This is a genomic window from Thermobacillus sp., assembly GCF_003390775.1.
Taxonomy (GTDB): domain Bacteria; phylum Bacillota; class Bacilli; order Paenibacillales; family Paenibacillaceae; genus Thermobacillus; species Thermobacillus xylanilyticus.
Genome location: NZ_QEWA01000035.1, coordinates 1 through 14,125 on the forward strand (window position 1 = coordinate 1; position 14,125 = coordinate 14,125).

Annotated in this window: 13 protein-coding genes; 2 read left to right on the forward strand and 11 right to left on the reverse strand. The window is 59.9% G+C overall.

What is annotated here, in order from left to right:
- Nucleotides 1-312 precede the first annotated feature (312 nt).
- The 4 genes from C6W55_RS07835 to C6W55_RS07850 form a co-directional block, all read right to left on the reverse strand.
- Nucleotides 313-1,095, reverse strand: a complete 783-nt coding sequence (locus tag C6W55_RS07835; protein ID WP_015254011.1) for an ABC transporter permease — start codon at nt 1,093-1,095, stop codon at nt 313-315.
- A gap of 8 nt (nt 1,096-1,103) precedes the next feature.
- Complete coding sequence (locus C6W55_RS07840; protein WP_286892233.1) at nt 1,104-1,907, reverse strand: ABC transporter permease; 804 nt, start codon at nt 1,905-1,907, stop codon at nt 1,104-1,106.
- Nucleotides 1,904-2,887 (reverse strand): ABC transporter ATP-binding protein, encoded by a 984-nt coding sequence (locus C6W55_RS07845; RefSeq protein ID WP_286892234.1) that lies wholly within the window; start codon nt 2,885-2,887, stop codon nt 1,904-1,906. Before C6W55_RS07845 ends, C6W55_RS07840 begins: the two co-directional genes overlap by 4 nt.
- A 320-nt stretch (nt 2,888-3,207) precedes the next feature.
- On the reverse strand, nt 3,208-3,399 hold the full coding sequence (locus C6W55_RS07850) for an aminoglycoside 6-adenylyltransferase (RefSeq protein WP_286892236.1): 192 nt from the start codon (nt 3,397-3,399) through the stop codon (nt 3,208-3,210).
- A gap of 62 nt (nt 3,400-3,461) precedes the next feature.
- On the opposite strand from C6W55_RS07850, the gene C6W55_RS07855 reads away from it, so the two are divergent.
- Nucleotides 3,462-4,061: a DJ-1/PfpI family protein gene (locus C6W55_RS07855; RefSeq protein ID WP_286892237.1), complete on the forward strand. Its 600-nt coding sequence runs from the start codon at nt 3,462-3,464 to the stop codon at nt 4,059-4,061.
- A 39-nt stretch (nt 4,062-4,100) separates the two neighbouring features.
- On the opposite strand, the gene C6W55_RS07860 is transcribed toward C6W55_RS07855, so the two are convergent.
- The 7 genes from C6W55_RS07860 to C6W55_RS07890 form a co-directional block, all read right to left on the reverse strand.
- On the reverse strand, nt 4,101-5,042 hold the full coding sequence (locus tag C6W55_RS07860) for a glycoside hydrolase family 43 protein (protein WP_286892334.1): 942 nt from the start codon (nt 5,040-5,042) through the stop codon (nt 4,101-4,103).
- Nucleotides 5,043-5,077: 35 nt separating this feature from the next.
- The gene (locus tag C6W55_RS07865) at nt 5,078-6,883 is read right to left on the reverse strand and encodes a glycoside hydrolase family 2 protein (RefSeq protein ID WP_286892239.1); all 1,806 of its coding nucleotides are present in this window, start codon (nt 6,881-6,883) and stop codon (nt 5,078-5,080) included.
- A gap of 39 nt (nt 6,884-6,922) precedes the next feature.
- On the reverse strand, nt 6,923-8,005 hold the full coding sequence (locus C6W55_RS07870; protein WP_286892241.1) for a family 43 glycosylhydrolase: 1,083 nt from the start codon (nt 8,003-8,005) through the stop codon (nt 6,923-6,925).
- A 30-nt stretch (nt 8,006-8,035) separates the two neighbouring features.
- On the reverse strand, nt 8,036-8,872 hold the full coding sequence (locus C6W55_RS07875; protein WP_286892242.1) for a carbohydrate ABC transporter permease: 837 nt from the start codon (nt 8,870-8,872) through the stop codon (nt 8,036-8,038).
- Between the two features lie 3 nt (nt 8,873-8,875).
- Nucleotides 8,876-9,769: a carbohydrate ABC transporter permease gene (locus C6W55_RS07880; RefSeq protein ID WP_286892243.1), complete on the reverse strand. Its 894-nt coding sequence runs from the start codon at nt 9,767-9,769 to the stop codon at nt 8,876-8,878.
- Between the two features lie 70 nt (nt 9,770-9,839).
- Nucleotides 9,840-11,168: an ABC transporter substrate-binding protein gene (locus tag C6W55_RS07885; protein ID WP_286892244.1), complete on the reverse strand. Its 1,329-nt coding sequence runs from the start codon at nt 11,166-11,168 to the stop codon at nt 9,840-9,842.
- On the reverse strand, nt 11,165-12,151 hold the full coding sequence (locus C6W55_RS07890) for an ArsR/SmtB family transcription factor (protein WP_286892246.1): 987 nt from the start codon (nt 12,149-12,151) through the stop codon (nt 11,165-11,167). Before C6W55_RS07890 ends, C6W55_RS07885 begins: the two co-directional genes overlap by 4 nt.
- Before the next feature lie 313 nt (nt 12,152-12,464).
- Here C6W55_RS07890 and C6W55_RS07895 point away from each other — a divergent pair, with 313 nt between their 5' ends.
- Complete coding sequence (locus tag C6W55_RS07895) at nt 12,465-14,084, forward strand: RNA polymerase sigma factor (protein WP_286892248.1); 1,620 nt, start codon at nt 12,465-12,467, stop codon at nt 14,082-14,084.
- The last annotated feature ends 41 nt before the right edge of the window (nt 14,085-14,125 follow it).

Below are 14,125 nucleotides of genomic sequence, written 5' to 3' on the forward strand. Positions count from 1 at the left end.
AAGTAACAACTCACCTGTATCTGAACGCCATCGTTCTGCTTGCATCTGCAGTAGCCGCATCTCGCTTGGCAAAAGCGGTCGCTTAAAAACGAGCGTTTCCCGAAAATTCTGCAGGTCTGCCCATTTTTATGACCAATAAACTCCAATTACACATTTTTAAACGTTAAAGCCAGGAATTAACTTCTGCTAGTTGAGGACTCCCTATGAAGCTGGCTTCAAAACGAAATTATGCAAAAGGCTCAGTTTAAATAATAAAGGGTTGTTCCCTTAAGGAGTGTCCACTTTTCAGTCTAACAGCATACCTCCCAAACATCACGATCCCGTGGACCGGTAGTGCCTTACCCCGACGCGCCATACCGCAAGACACGGCGCGAGGAACAGCAGCGAGGCGAGCGGCATGGCCATGTACAGCAGGTCCGGGCCGTCCGTCCGGTCGAGGATGTAGAGCAGCGGCAAATAGCTGACGGCGCCGAACGGGATGATAAAGGTGAAGAAACGCGTGACCCATTTGGCATAGATGTCGAGGGGATACTGCGCCATCTCGCGCCCGCCGTCCGTGAAGATGTTCGCGACTTCCAGCGCCTGCACCGTCCAGAAACAGAATGTGGCCGCGAGGATGTAGATGCCGCTGAAGACGGCCACCCCGCCGAATATCATGAGGATCAGCGTGATGATTTTCGCCGGCGTCCATTGGACGGAAAGCCCCGATACCGCGATCCCGAGGACGACCGCACTCTGCAGCATCCGGCCGAAACGGGTGAATTCGAAATTGGAGCCGAGCACCTGGATAACCGTGCCGCGCGGCCGGACGAGCAGCCGGTCGAAGTCGCCACGCACAATCAGGTTCGAGAACGCGTCGAAGCCGCGCACGAAGCATTCCGACACCGAGAACGCCATATGGATGACGCCGAAGCAGAGCGCCGCTTCGTGGAACGTCCATCCGGGCAGCTTGCCGAACCGTTCGAACAGGAAATAGATGCCGGCGAATACGGTGAACGGCACGAAGAACTGGCCGGCGCAGAGCAGCCAGAACGATGTCCGGTACTGCAATTGCGATTTGAACAGAATGGACATGTATTTGAAATAGAGGCGCATATCCCGAATCATCCTCCCTGCACGACGACGCGCCGGAGCGCCCGCCCCATCAGCCATTGTCCGGCAGCGGCGAGCACCGCAAGCCAGATCATCTGGATTCCGATTCCCGCAATTGCCTCCTGCACGCCGATATGGCCGGTGTACACCCGGAACGGAAAGTCGACCGTCCAGCGGAAAGGCAGGAGACCCGCGATCGTCTGCATCCAGCCCGGCATCAGCGGTACCGGCACGATCATCCCCGCGAAAAACTCACCCGCCACCGCGATCATGAGCACCGAACCGACCGGCGACATCGTCCAGAAGACGGAGATGTAAACCAACATCGAGATGGCCGCGACGAGCAGGAGGCCGGAAAGCAGCGCCAGGGTGAACAATAGAAACGCGGCCGGCGACGTCGGAAGCGGCATCCGGTACGGTTCCGGCAGGATGAAGACGACAAGCGCGACGGGCAGGCAACGAAGCGAAGCGGACGAAAGGCGCGCCGCCAGCAGCTTGGCGTACCAGATCGGATAAAGCCGCCAAGGCCGGCACAGTTCATACGCGATGTTGCCGCCGGTGATCAGTTCGAACAGCTCGCCGTCGAACTGCCAGAGCACGATCAGCGCGAAGAACATTTGCTGCAGCCAGACGTAGGCGACCACTTCCTTCAGCGACATCGGCTGCGCCGCGCCGTTATGCGTGTAGAAGGCAACATACACCATGATGAAGATGAGGCCGAAGAACAGCTGCGTCAGAATGCCGGCCGCGGCGGCCGCCCGATACTGAAGGCCGGTCAGGAACCGCATTTTCAAAAGGGACAGCGGCGCATTCATACGCAATGCTCCTTGTACAGTTGCAGAATCAATTCGTCAACAGGCGGCGATCCGATCTCGACATCGGCCAGTTCGCCTCCGGCCGAAAGCCGATTGATCAGATCGGTGATGTCGATCCGATCGGAGTCGAAGGTGTAGACCGCCCGTCCGGACGACCAGGACAGGCACTGCACGCCCGGCACGTCGATCGGGCTGGCGCCCGCCTTGTAGTCGACCGTGATCGTCTTCTGTGTGCCGTAGCGGCTGCGCAGTTCGGACAAGCTGCCGTCGTAGAGCAGCGTTCCCTTGCCGATCATCAGGATGCGGCCGGCCAGCGCCTCGATGTCGTGCATATCGTGGGTCGTCAGGATGACGGTCACGCCGCGTTCCCGGTTGATCGCCTTGATGAAGTTTCGGACCGCGATCTTGCTCTCGGCATCGAGGCCGATCGTCGGCTCGTCAAGGAACAGGATCGCCGGGTCATGCAGCAGCGAAGCGGCAATCTCGCAGCGCATCCGCTGGCCGAGACTGAGCTGCCGCACCGGCGTGCAGAGGATGTCGGCGAGGCTTAACATTTCGGTCAGCATGTCGAGATTTTTTCTGTAGATGCCGGGCGGAATGGCATAGATGTCGCGCAGCAGCTCGAACGAGTCGATGACCGGCACATCCCACCAGAGCTGCGACCGCTGGCCGAACACGACGCCGATGTGCCGGACGTAGCGGACGCGGTCTTTCCAGGGCGTGTAGCCCATGATGGAGCTGGATCCCGCATCCGGCACGAGCACGCCGCTCATGATTTTGATCGTCGTCGACTTGCCGGCGCCGTTCGGGCCGATGTAGCCGACGATCTCGCCTTCGCGGACGGTGAACGAGATGTCCCGCAGCGCCTCCACGATCGTATGCTCGCGGACGAAGAGCGCCTTGACCGCTTCCGCGAACCCCGCCGATCGCTTCGCCACTTTGAACGACTTGCCGATGCCCTGCATAGTAATGAGACTCAAGTTTTCACCCCTTTGGATCTGTTTGGTCCCCAAATTGCAGAAAAAAATATATCCAAAGGAGAAAGAAAAGTATAGACTTATAAAAAATGATGAGTTATAATACTATCATAAGGAGCGGAAAACGCACCCTTACTTTAATACTGTCAAAAACGGAATTCCGGCACAGGTTGTGCCGGATTTTTTGCTGCTGCCGGGGCGCGCGGCGCTTGCCGGCGGGGACGCAGCTGGCAGGCTCCGGTTTGTCAAGTGCAGGGCATCCGCCGTGCAAGCGGCCGGCAACATCTGCAGACCGCGCCGCCCGCCAATAATAAATGCCGCGCTCAACGCGGCATCTGTCTCACACGACGCAGATACTCCGTGACATGCTCATCTTCCCTCCGGTTATAGGCGAAGCCGCAGCGCTCCGCCACCGCCGCCGCGGCGGCCCGGAACAGATCCGCCATCTCGAACAGCGCGTTCCAGATCCGGTCGTAATCGCCGTCCGGATACGTGCGCACCAGCTGTTCCCACATGGCGGGGTGTCGCTCGCCATTCTTCTATTGTACAATAACGTCAAAAAATGGGGGCGATATGCTTGAAGATGGCATTTATCCTGTTCGACGGCATGACCTCGCTGGACTGGATCGGTTTTTTCGAGGCGGCAACCCAACTTCGGCTGATGGAAGGCGGCGAAAACGTGTCATGGGATTTCTGCGCCGTGAAGGAAGAAGTCGCCGACGACCGGGGCATCACGTACCGCGTCAACAAGGTCCGGCCGGATCTGTCCGGGTACGATCTCGTCTTCGCGCCGGGCGGAATGGCCACGAGAACGCTCCGGCACGATGACGATTTTGTCGGATGGATCCGGACGGCGGAATCGGCCAAGTGGAAGATTTCCGTCTGTACGGGCGCCCTGCTGCTCGGCGCGGCGGGATTTTTGCAGGGAAAAAGGGCAACGACGAACGCATCCGCTTATGATCTGTTGGCGCCGTACTGCGGTGAAGTCGTGAAGGCGCGGGTGGTCAGAGACGGCCATGTGATCACGGGCGGCGGCGTTTCTTCCTCCATCGATCTGGGCCTCTATGTCGTTGAACAACTGACGGGCGCCGAAGCGGTGAGGAACGTGCAGCGCCGCATGGACTATCCTTATTACCGCGGAGCGCAAGGGTCGGATATCTACACGGCCGAACCTTGACAAAGGAGCAGCCGGCCGCCAAAAAAAACTGCGGGAGCCTTACTCCCGCAGCTTCAGTCCGTTCCCGATTTCCTCAACCGGCAGGAACAGCGGCCGTTCCTGGCCGTGCGGCGTGTCGGGATGGTGCGTGCTGATCCACAATTGCCCCTGAAAATCGCGGAACAGACTCGAGTGCCCTGCGTTGCGGTCAAGGAGCAGCCGGTCGTCGTGCGTCCAGGGTCCCTCGATCCTGCCGCTTGCAGAGCGGGCAATCGCGACCGTATAGCCGCCCAGCCCCGCGTCGCCGTAGTTCGGCACCGAATAGCTCGACCAGAGCAGAATGAGCTCCCCGTTCCGGGCCTTGTACAGAAACGGCGCGTCGGTCAGATAACCCTGCTTCTCGATGCGCGGATCGCCGAACAGCCGGATCCATTTCATCTCCGCCGCGTTCAGGATCGTCACCGGTTCGCCGCAGGACGCCTTCAGATCGCGGGTCAGCCGCAGCGCCTTGATCTTGCCTTCGTAAATTTCCGTCCACTCGTGGCAGAACACGATCCAGCGCTGCCCTTCATCGTCTTCGTAGAATGTGCCATCGAGGCATTCGCAACCCGGCAGGGTCACGGGACCATCGCTGTGCGGCCGGTAGGGCCCCGCCGGATGGTCGGCAACGAGAATGCCCGTCCCGCGGTTTTCGCCGATGCCGCCCTTGAACGAGGCGAACATATAGAACCTGCCGTCCACCTCGAACACTTCCGGCGCCCAATAATGCCGGACGCCCCAGAACCCTCTCGGCGGCTGAAACGCGACGTACGGCCCGGTCCAGCTCCGCAAATCCTCGCTGACGTACACTTCAAAGATCGGATCCTTGTCCCCGCAGCCGTCCGCAAATGTCGTGCCGAACAGATAATACTTCTTCTCGGCGGCATACGGAAACACGAACGGATCGCGCATATGGATGCCGCTCACGTCCACCGTCCGGATTGTTCGAAAACCGGTCTGCATCCGTTTGAGCACCCCTTTCCCCGTCTGGATTCAACTCATGTCTGCTCCCGCAGGACGCCCGGATGCCACATCGCGTTGATCCGACGGATTTGCTCCGGATCGCACTTCGGCTTGCGGTCGTAGGTAAGCAGCCCGTTCACTTCCTGCTCCACGTCGGTGAGCTGGGTGTAGCAGAATCCGTGAAGCACTTTGGATGCGTAGACCGCCTCCATGATCCGGCGATACTCCCGGACGAACTCCTCCTCGCTGCCGGCGGACGTATATCCCCATCCTTGCTCATCGGAGACCCGGTAGGCGATGCCGCCGAACTCGGTCAGCATGATCGGCTCGCCTTCGTGCGTGAACCCGCCCGCGTAGATGGCGCGCCGGCCGGGCTGCGACCGCAGAATCTCTTCCTTCGTCGACAGCGACGCCTTGAAATATTCGTATTTGTCCATCTCATCCGGCTGGCCGTGGTTGTAATTGTGAACGGCGCAAATATCGGTCTTCGTCAGCTCCCAGCCGTCGTTGGAGACGACCAGCCGCGTCGGGTCCAGCGAATGGATCAGACTGTACATCGCCAGGCTGTGGAACTGCTGCTGCCTGCTGCTGCGGATATCCGGCACGCCCCAGCTTTCGTTGAGCGGCACCCACGCCACGATGCACGGGTGGTTGAAGTCGCGCTCCACGATCTCGATCCACTCCCGCGTCAGACGCGCCGCCGCGTCCGTGGAGAAGGAAGGCGCCGACGCGCATTCGCCCCATACGAGGAAGCCCAGCCGGTCCGCCCAATAGAGAAAACGCGGATCCTCCACCTTCTGGTGCTTGCGGCAGCCGTTGAAGCCCATCGCCTTCGCCAGCTCGATGTCCCGCTTGAAATCTTCGTCGCTCGGCGCGGTGAGCAGGCCGTCCGGCCAATAGCCCTGATCGAGCACGAGCTTCTGATAGTACGGCTTGTTGTTCAGGTACACCATGCCGCGTTCGGTGTGGATCTTGCGCATGCCGAAATACGATTCGACCTCATCGACCGCCCGGCCGTTCTGCCTCAGCGTGAGCTTCACGTCGAACAGGTTCGGATTTTCCGGCGTCCACGTCCAGCCGTCATGGTGGACCGCCGTGCGGAAGATGTTCCGGTTTATCAGATGATACGACCGCTTCACATAAGGCTCGTGGATCACGATCTGATCCGTAACGACCGTCCGGCCTTTGAACGAAATTTCGATTTCGAGCGTTGCGCCCGCCGCGGCGCGCGTCGTCTCGAACTCCGCGATCACGTCGCCGCGGTCCAGGTCCGGCTGGAACTTCACCCGGGCGAGATGCGCGTCGGATACAGCCTCCAGCCACACCGTCTGCCAGATGCCCGTCGTCGGCGTGTACCAGATGGCGTCCGGCTTCTCCAGCCAGAATTGCTTGCCGCGCGGAATCGTCTCGTCCGTCGAAGGATCTTCCACGCGCACGGCCACCTGCTCTTCCTCCCAGGTCAGCGCGTCCGTGATGTCAAAATGAAACGGCGTATGCCCGCCTTCATGCATCCCCACATACTGACCGTTCACATATACCCACGCGCGGTAATCGACGGCGCCGAAATGGAGCAGGACGCGCTTGCCCTTCCAGGCCGCGTCAGCCTTGAACCCGCGCTTGTACCACACCCAATCGTGGAACGAAGGATCATGAATGCCGCTCAGTTTCGACTGGTAGGCGAACGGCACCTCGATGCGGCGGGAAAGCTGGTGGTCCGGGCGGAACCATTTTTCCTTCACCCCGATGTCCGCGTCGTCGAAATCAAATTGCCATGTGCCGTTGAGATTCTGCCACTCTTTCCGGACAAACTGCGGTCTCGGATATTCGTTGCGGCGTGCCATCATACCACTCCTGATTCCATTTGGTGTCTGTATCTTGCTTCATTTCTCCCGTACGAAGGGTCCCGGCTGCGGCGCCGTTCCCGGTTCCTGCAGATGCACGGTCGGCCAGCCGTCCTCCCAGATGAGCGGATCAATCATCATCGGCCGCCGGGTCGCCCCCGTGAGCAGCGTGGGATCGTCCGCATCGATCGCGTGGTAGACGATCCAGTCGCTTCCCGCGTCGTCGGTGACGACGGCGTTGTGCCCGGGACCGACGAACTGCCTTCCTTCCGGATCCGGAACCGCGTTCGCCGCCAGTATGGTTGTGCCTCCGCCCGTCAGCAAATCCCGGCCGTCCCGGTCCGCGAACGGACCACGGATCGATTCGGCCCGCCCGATCTTGACGTGATAGGAACTGAATGCTCCCTCGCAGCAGGAGCCGACGGAGCCGAAGAAAAAGTAATAGCCGCCGCGTTTGACGATATACGGCGCTTCATATTGGTTGTCCGCGATCTGAAACTTCTCGCCCACCGTGCTCAGGCCGTCCGCGGACAGTTCGATGCCGTAAATGCCGTGGAAACTGCCCCAGATCAGGTACGGCGTCCCGTCGTCATCCCGAAAATAGAAGGGGTCGATCGAATTGGCGACGCCGATCGACTCGCTCGTGAACAGCACCCCGTGGTCGGTGAACGACCCGTCCGGTCTGTCGGCCGTGGCCACGCCGATGCCCGGACTCGGGTCTCCCCAGGTGGAGTACGAGTAGTACAGGTAATATTTACCGGTATCCTCGTGAAAAGAAATGTCCGGCGCCCACAGCCAGCCTTCGTCCTTCCAATCCGGCTTCACCTCGAACGCGTCCCGCACGAACTCCCATTCGGTCAGGTTGCGCGACCGGATGATCGGCACCAGGTGCGCGGTGCCGTCGTCCCAGGTGTCCTCCGTGCCGTAGGCGTAAAACCAGCCGTCCTCCCCCCGGATGACGGAAGGGTCGGCCAGCACCGGCTCGAACACCGGGTTTTGATAGGGCGCCGGCGGGGTCTGGGCCTTCTCGGCTGCCTGCGGCTTCACCGCAAGCCGGACGCCGATCGCGGCCGCGGCGGCCAGCACCGCGCACACGGCGATCCACGGCCATCTTGTTCGCATTGCGATTGCCATCCCGTCCTCCCCCGTCCGTCATTTGATGCCCGAATGAATGATGCCCTTCACGATCGACTTCTGGGCGAGCAGGAAGACGATCAGGATCGGCAGCGTGGCGATCACCGACAGCGCCATCAGCTTGTTCGGGTAGTTCACATAGCTGCCGTGGGTCATGACCGCGATTCCCGCCGTCAGCGTGAGCATGTCTTCGTCCCCGCCGGAAACGTAATACGGCCAGATGTAGTCGTTGAAAATACCCATGAACGTAATGACGGCGAGGGTCCACAGAATCGATTTCGAGGCGGGCAGAAACATCCGGACGAAAATCTGCCATTTGTTCGCCCCGTCCATATACGCCGCTTCCTCGATTTCCGCCGGATACCCGAGGAAGAACTGGTAGAGCAGGAACACCCCGAACACGCCGGCGGTGGCGGGAAGGAAGAACGCGGCGTACGTGCCGATCAGGTGCAAATCCTGGAACAAAATATACTGCGGCACGAACCAGACAATCCCCGGGATCATCATCGTGCTCAGGAACAACGAGATCAGCGCCTTGCGAAACGGCACGTCAAGCCGCGCCAGACCGTACGCCGCCAGCGCGTCGATCGTCAGCACGAGCACGGTCCCGACGGTGGACACGATCAGCGAGTTGAAGATCCAGCGGATAATGGGCACGTCCAGATCGCCGCCCCTCAGCGCCTCGATGTAGTTGATCATCGTCGGTTCCTTCGGAATGAAGCTGAGATCGGGCAGGAACGCCTCGATGTCGGTTTTCAGCGAAATGGTAACCATCCAGATCAGCGGCACGATAAACATGACGCCGATCGCCGTCGCCAGCAGGATCAGCAGCGAACCGCGAATCTTCGCGCTCATCGCTCAACCCCTCCTTCCCGACAGGAGACGGTAGATGACCGTCGAGATGACCAGCATGATGAGCCCGAGCAGAATGGCCATCGCGGACGCCGCGCCGCCCTGATGCTGTCCGTATGCCACGGCAAAAATATTCATCAAGAGCACCGTCGTCTCGTAGCCCGGTCCTCCGCGGGTCATCAGGAACGGCTGCGCGAACACGTTAAACGAGGCGATGACGGTCATGATGAGCACCACCGTGCTGATGTTGCGGATCGAAGGGAGCGTGATGTGGATCAGCCGCTGCCAGCCGTTCGCGCCGTCCAGCCTCGCCGCTTCGTACAACTCCTCGGGCACCTCGTTCAGACCGTTGATGAAAATGATCATGTTGAACCCGACCGTCCACCAGATCGTGCAAAAGACGAGCGCAATCCACACCCACGGCGTATCGTTCAGCCAGCCGATGTGCGGACCCGCAAAGCCCAGCCTGTCGAGCAGGATGTTGAGGAACCCCGTGTCCGTATCGAACACCCGCATCCAGATCGTCGCCATGACCGTCGCCGAGATCGCGTAGGGCATGAAGAAGATCGTCCGGTAAAGGCCCCGGACCCGGGACGACAGCGCGTTCACGAGCAGCGCGAGCGCCAGCCCGACGACCACGAGGAACGGAACGGAGTAAAGCACGAACTTGAACGTTCCGGTCAATCCGCGCACGAACTGGTCGTGAATGTACGTGTCCGGCGTGAAGATGTTCTTGTAGTTTTCCAGGCCGATGAACTCGCGTGAGCCGAGCATATCGTAATCCTGGAAACTGAGCACGATGCCCGAAACGAGCGGATACAGCAGAAACACGGCAAAGCAAAGGAAATAGGGGAGGACAAATAAACTGGAGGTCAATTTCGATTTCCAGCTGCCCCGCATCCGATCCACCACCCCTTGTCAATGACAGGGCGGGTATTGCTACCCGCCCGCTCAAGCGCACGAACGTCCATCATTGTTTTTTGGCTTCTGCCGCCTGAAGCGCTTTCTTCTGCGCTTCGTCAAGCGCCTTCTGCGGTTCCGCCTTGCCCAGCAGCGTCAGGTTGACCTGCGTCCACAGCTCGCCGACAATCGAACCCCAGTCCGGGATCGGCGGCGCGAAATGCACATAGTCGAACTCCTTCGCCACTTCCGTTTGCTGCTGCGTGAGCTGCTGGAATTCGGGGCTTGCGAGCACCTGTTTCGACGCGACGGCCTGGCCGGACTCCGCCCAGTCGAGCGAGTGGCCCGCCACATATTTCAGGAAGTCGCCGATCCCTTCCAGCTTGGCGGCATCGGTCTGTTCTTTCGGCACGACGAACGTATGGGAACCCCCGAAGACGCCCGGCTGGTCGAAGAACACCGGAACCGGCGCGACACCGTAGTTGATGCCTGCTTTGTCCCATTGGTCCTTCATCCACGGACCGTTGAACTGGATCGCGTTCTTGCCTTGCAGGAACAGCTTCACTTCGCCGTCCTGGGCCACGTTCTCGGGCGAAACTTTGTGTTCGAAAATAAGGCTCTTCAGGAACGCCAGCGCATCCACCGCTTCCGGCGAGTTCAGATTCGGGTTGCCTTCGGCGTCCACCAGATCCGCGCCCTGCTGATAGATGAGCGACGGGAAGATGAACTGCTGCGGCCAAAGCGTCGGCACGGCGTAACCCCATTGCCCTTTCGACGGATCGGTCAGCTTCTTCGCGGCCTCCAGGAATTCTTCCCGGTTGGTCGGCGGATGCTCGATGCCGGCTTCCGCGAACAGATCCTTGTTGTAATACATGATCAGCGGATGGATGTCGAGCGGGATGCCCCACCATTTGCCGTCAATGGTGGCGTAATTGACGGCCGCTTCGACATAGTCTTCCTTCTTGATGCCGGCCTTGGCGGCCAGATCATCCATCGGCTGCAGCAAATCTTTGCCTGCGTAGGTCGGGATGGCGTCCAGGTGCATGATCATGAGGTCCGGCATGTTTTTCTTCGTGCCGAACGCGTTGTCAAGCAGCTTGTAGTAGTCGCCGTTCGGCTGGATCTGGAATTTGACCTGGTAGCTGTCGGACTGCTCGTTGTAAGCGTCCACGATTTTCTTCATGAACGGGCCGTCGGGACCGGAGAACGGCGACCAGAACACCAGCTCCGTCTTGCCCTTGGGAGCGGAAGTGTCGGACGGCTTGGACGAATTCGAAGAGCCCGTCTGGTTATTGTCCTGGGTTTGGGATTGGGAATCAGACTTCCCGGAACCGCAGGCCGTCAGCGCCAGGACAAGACATGCCGCCAGGGCGAAATGCAGCCATTTCAAACGCTTCACGTCGAATCATCCCCCGAGTTTTGGTTTTGTCTGACATAATCCAGTTTCAATCGCAGGTCCGTCTCATAATTGCCGAACTTCCGTCCGAACAGATTCATGCCGCCGTCGTTCACGGCGTCGGGTTTGATCCCGATGCGGACCGTCAGGTAAGGCAGATCATCCAGTTCCAGTTCGTCGATCGTCAGACCGGAAATATGCCTGCCGTCGATGAAGGAGCCTTCGGAATTGACGCGCCACGTTTTCAGAAGTCCGTATTGCGTGTTTTCAACCCCCCACCACTCCGGTGTGAGCATACCCCTCTCGCCTCCGAAATCGCCGGGACTCGTCCAGGTTCCCACCTCCTTTCCATTGATCCACAGCGTGATATCTGAAGGCCAATCCCTTTTGTGGAGCGGCGCTTCCGAACAGATTTCCATGGACAGTTCCAGATGGCGGGTGACCGCCCCCCGCGGAACCCGGTTCGGGAACCGGTATTCCAGATAGCCGCGGCGGAACCAGATCAATTGCGCCTGAATCCGTTCCGGTTCGAAGAACGCGCGGGGGTCATCCATTTCCCCGATGATGGAATGTTCGCTCAAGATGCCGCATGGGGCGGATACCTGTGAATCGACAAACTGGCCGATCGGAAGCGACACTTCCACGCTCGATTCCGAAGGCTCGGACCTGACGTGCGTAAGGTCGACCACAATCCGGCTGTACACGGCCGAACAGAGCTTCTGCGTGCCGCGGGTGCCGGGCACCATCTCGGTCTGGATCAGCCCGGCTTCCTCCAGCTTCCGGATGTTGATCGCCGCGGTCGAAGCGGGAAGGCCGAACATCTCGGCGATCTCCACAACGTTCTTAGGCTGCCCGAGCAGCGCCTTGAAGATCTCCACGCGCAAGTCGGTTGAAAGCGCCTTCGCGATATGAATGAATTCATCAAGATTTGTTGTCAGAATGCGGTTCAGCTTTTCCTGGCTGGAATCGTCCCGTTCGATTTTCATCGGTTTCCCCTCTTTTCTTCAATTTGCGACAATAAAAATTGTACCATACTCGAAAAGAGGTTGTTTAGAACAAATATTATTGTTTGTAATCGCTTTTAATTATAATTTGGGACAATTATTTTTGCAATATACAATTCATTTGTCCACTAAAAAAGATTTGAAACAATATTTATTGTTGCAAATGAAGATTCTGACAATTTCATCATTGACCCTCCCCGTTCGCCGGCGATATCCTTTTAAAAAAATGTTCTCCCTGCACCGAACCAACCCGATCCGGGCGACACTTGTATCCATGAAAGGCAGGTGAAGCCGCGTGGCAAACCTTGATGTTCCGGCAACGGCGGGTGCGGCGCTGGAGCGCAGCCATCTGGAGAAACTGTACTATTTCGCCTTGCGGAAGACGGGCAGCCGCCACGAAGCGGAAGATCTCGCGCAGGAGATCGCCGTGCAGGCGCTCGCGAGCCTCGCCGGCGGCAGCCGTCCGGCCGACTTCGACCGGTGGCTCTGGGCGGTGGCGCGCAACCGCTATGCCCGCTGGGCGAAGGAGCGGCGCAGGCGCTCGGCCGACGTCCATGACGAACGCGTCCTGTCCGCGCAGACCGACGACAGCCCTTCCGCCGAAGCCTCGCTCGTCCGGGCCGGCGAGATCGCAGCGCTTCGGCGCGAACTGGCACTGCTGACGGCGGAATACCGCGACATCGTCGTCGCCTACTATTTCGCGGGCGAGCGGATCGCGGACATCGCGGCGCGGCTCGGCGTGCCGGAAGGCACGGTCAAGCGGCGGCTTCACGATTGCCGGAAGACTATCCGGGAGGGGATCGAGATGGCCAGGGAGACGGGCGTGCGGAGCTTCAAAGCCGAGCAGGTGGATTTCAGCAAGAGCGGAGCGAACGGACGGGACGGCTCGCCGTGGAGCCTGATCAACCGGCTTATTCCGAAGAACATTCTGCTCGCGGCATACCGGAACCCAATGACGCTGGAGGAATTGTCCCTCGAGCTCGGAGTCGCCATGCCGTACATGGAAGAAGAGGTGCGGCTGCTCACGGAAGGGACGCTGCTCAGGGAAGTGGCGAAAGGCAGGTACGAGACGGATTTCATCATTCTGGACAAGGACACGCGGCTTGCCATTTTCCGCAAGCTGGAGGAGACCGGGCGGACGTTCGCCCCGCTGCTCATCGAACTGCTCGATGCGGCGATAGAGGATGTGCAGCGGGCCATCGGACAAAGGTTCGAACGCGGGTTCCTGCTCTGGACGCTGATTCCGCTGGCGGTGGACAGCATCGCCGCCGAAACACACCGCGGCGGCGGCGTGCCGGATTATCATGCCTACACCCTCCGTCCGCACGGCGGCCGATGGGAAATCGTCGGATACGAGAAGTGCGACTTGCCGTACAACCTGTTCATCGGCCACAACGGCAGCGGAGAAGGCCGCGGCATCATGTTTCATTACAAGCTCGGGCTGCCCGGCCTGTGGGACCGCGCGGGCGAACTGAACCATTTCGAGACGCGCGTCCTCGCTGACGCCATCCGCGCAGGCGCCGCGCAGGAAAACCTGAGCCGCGTCGAAGCCGGCGTGATCCGCAATCTGATCGAACGCGGCTTTCTCGCCGACCATCCGGAGCGGATCATCCCGAACTTCCCCGTGTTCCGGCGCGAACATAGGGAAGCGCTTCGCTCGTACAAGGAGCATCCCGCCTATATCAGGCTGCTGGACATCATGAACGGGCTGTACCGGGATGTGCACCACCTCATCGGCCAGGGCTGCCCCGCGCGGCTCGCGGAACAGCTCAAATACGTCTCCGGCGCGCAGCTGTACGACATGCGGATGATCTGCCTGCGCCATGCGCTGGCCGAAGGGCACATCGCGGAGCCCGAACAGCCGGAACGCAGCACGATCGCGATGTATTTGGATCTGGACCTGAAGATGGAATGAAAATGCAAAAGGCTTCCCGGCTGATCCGACCCGTGGATCAT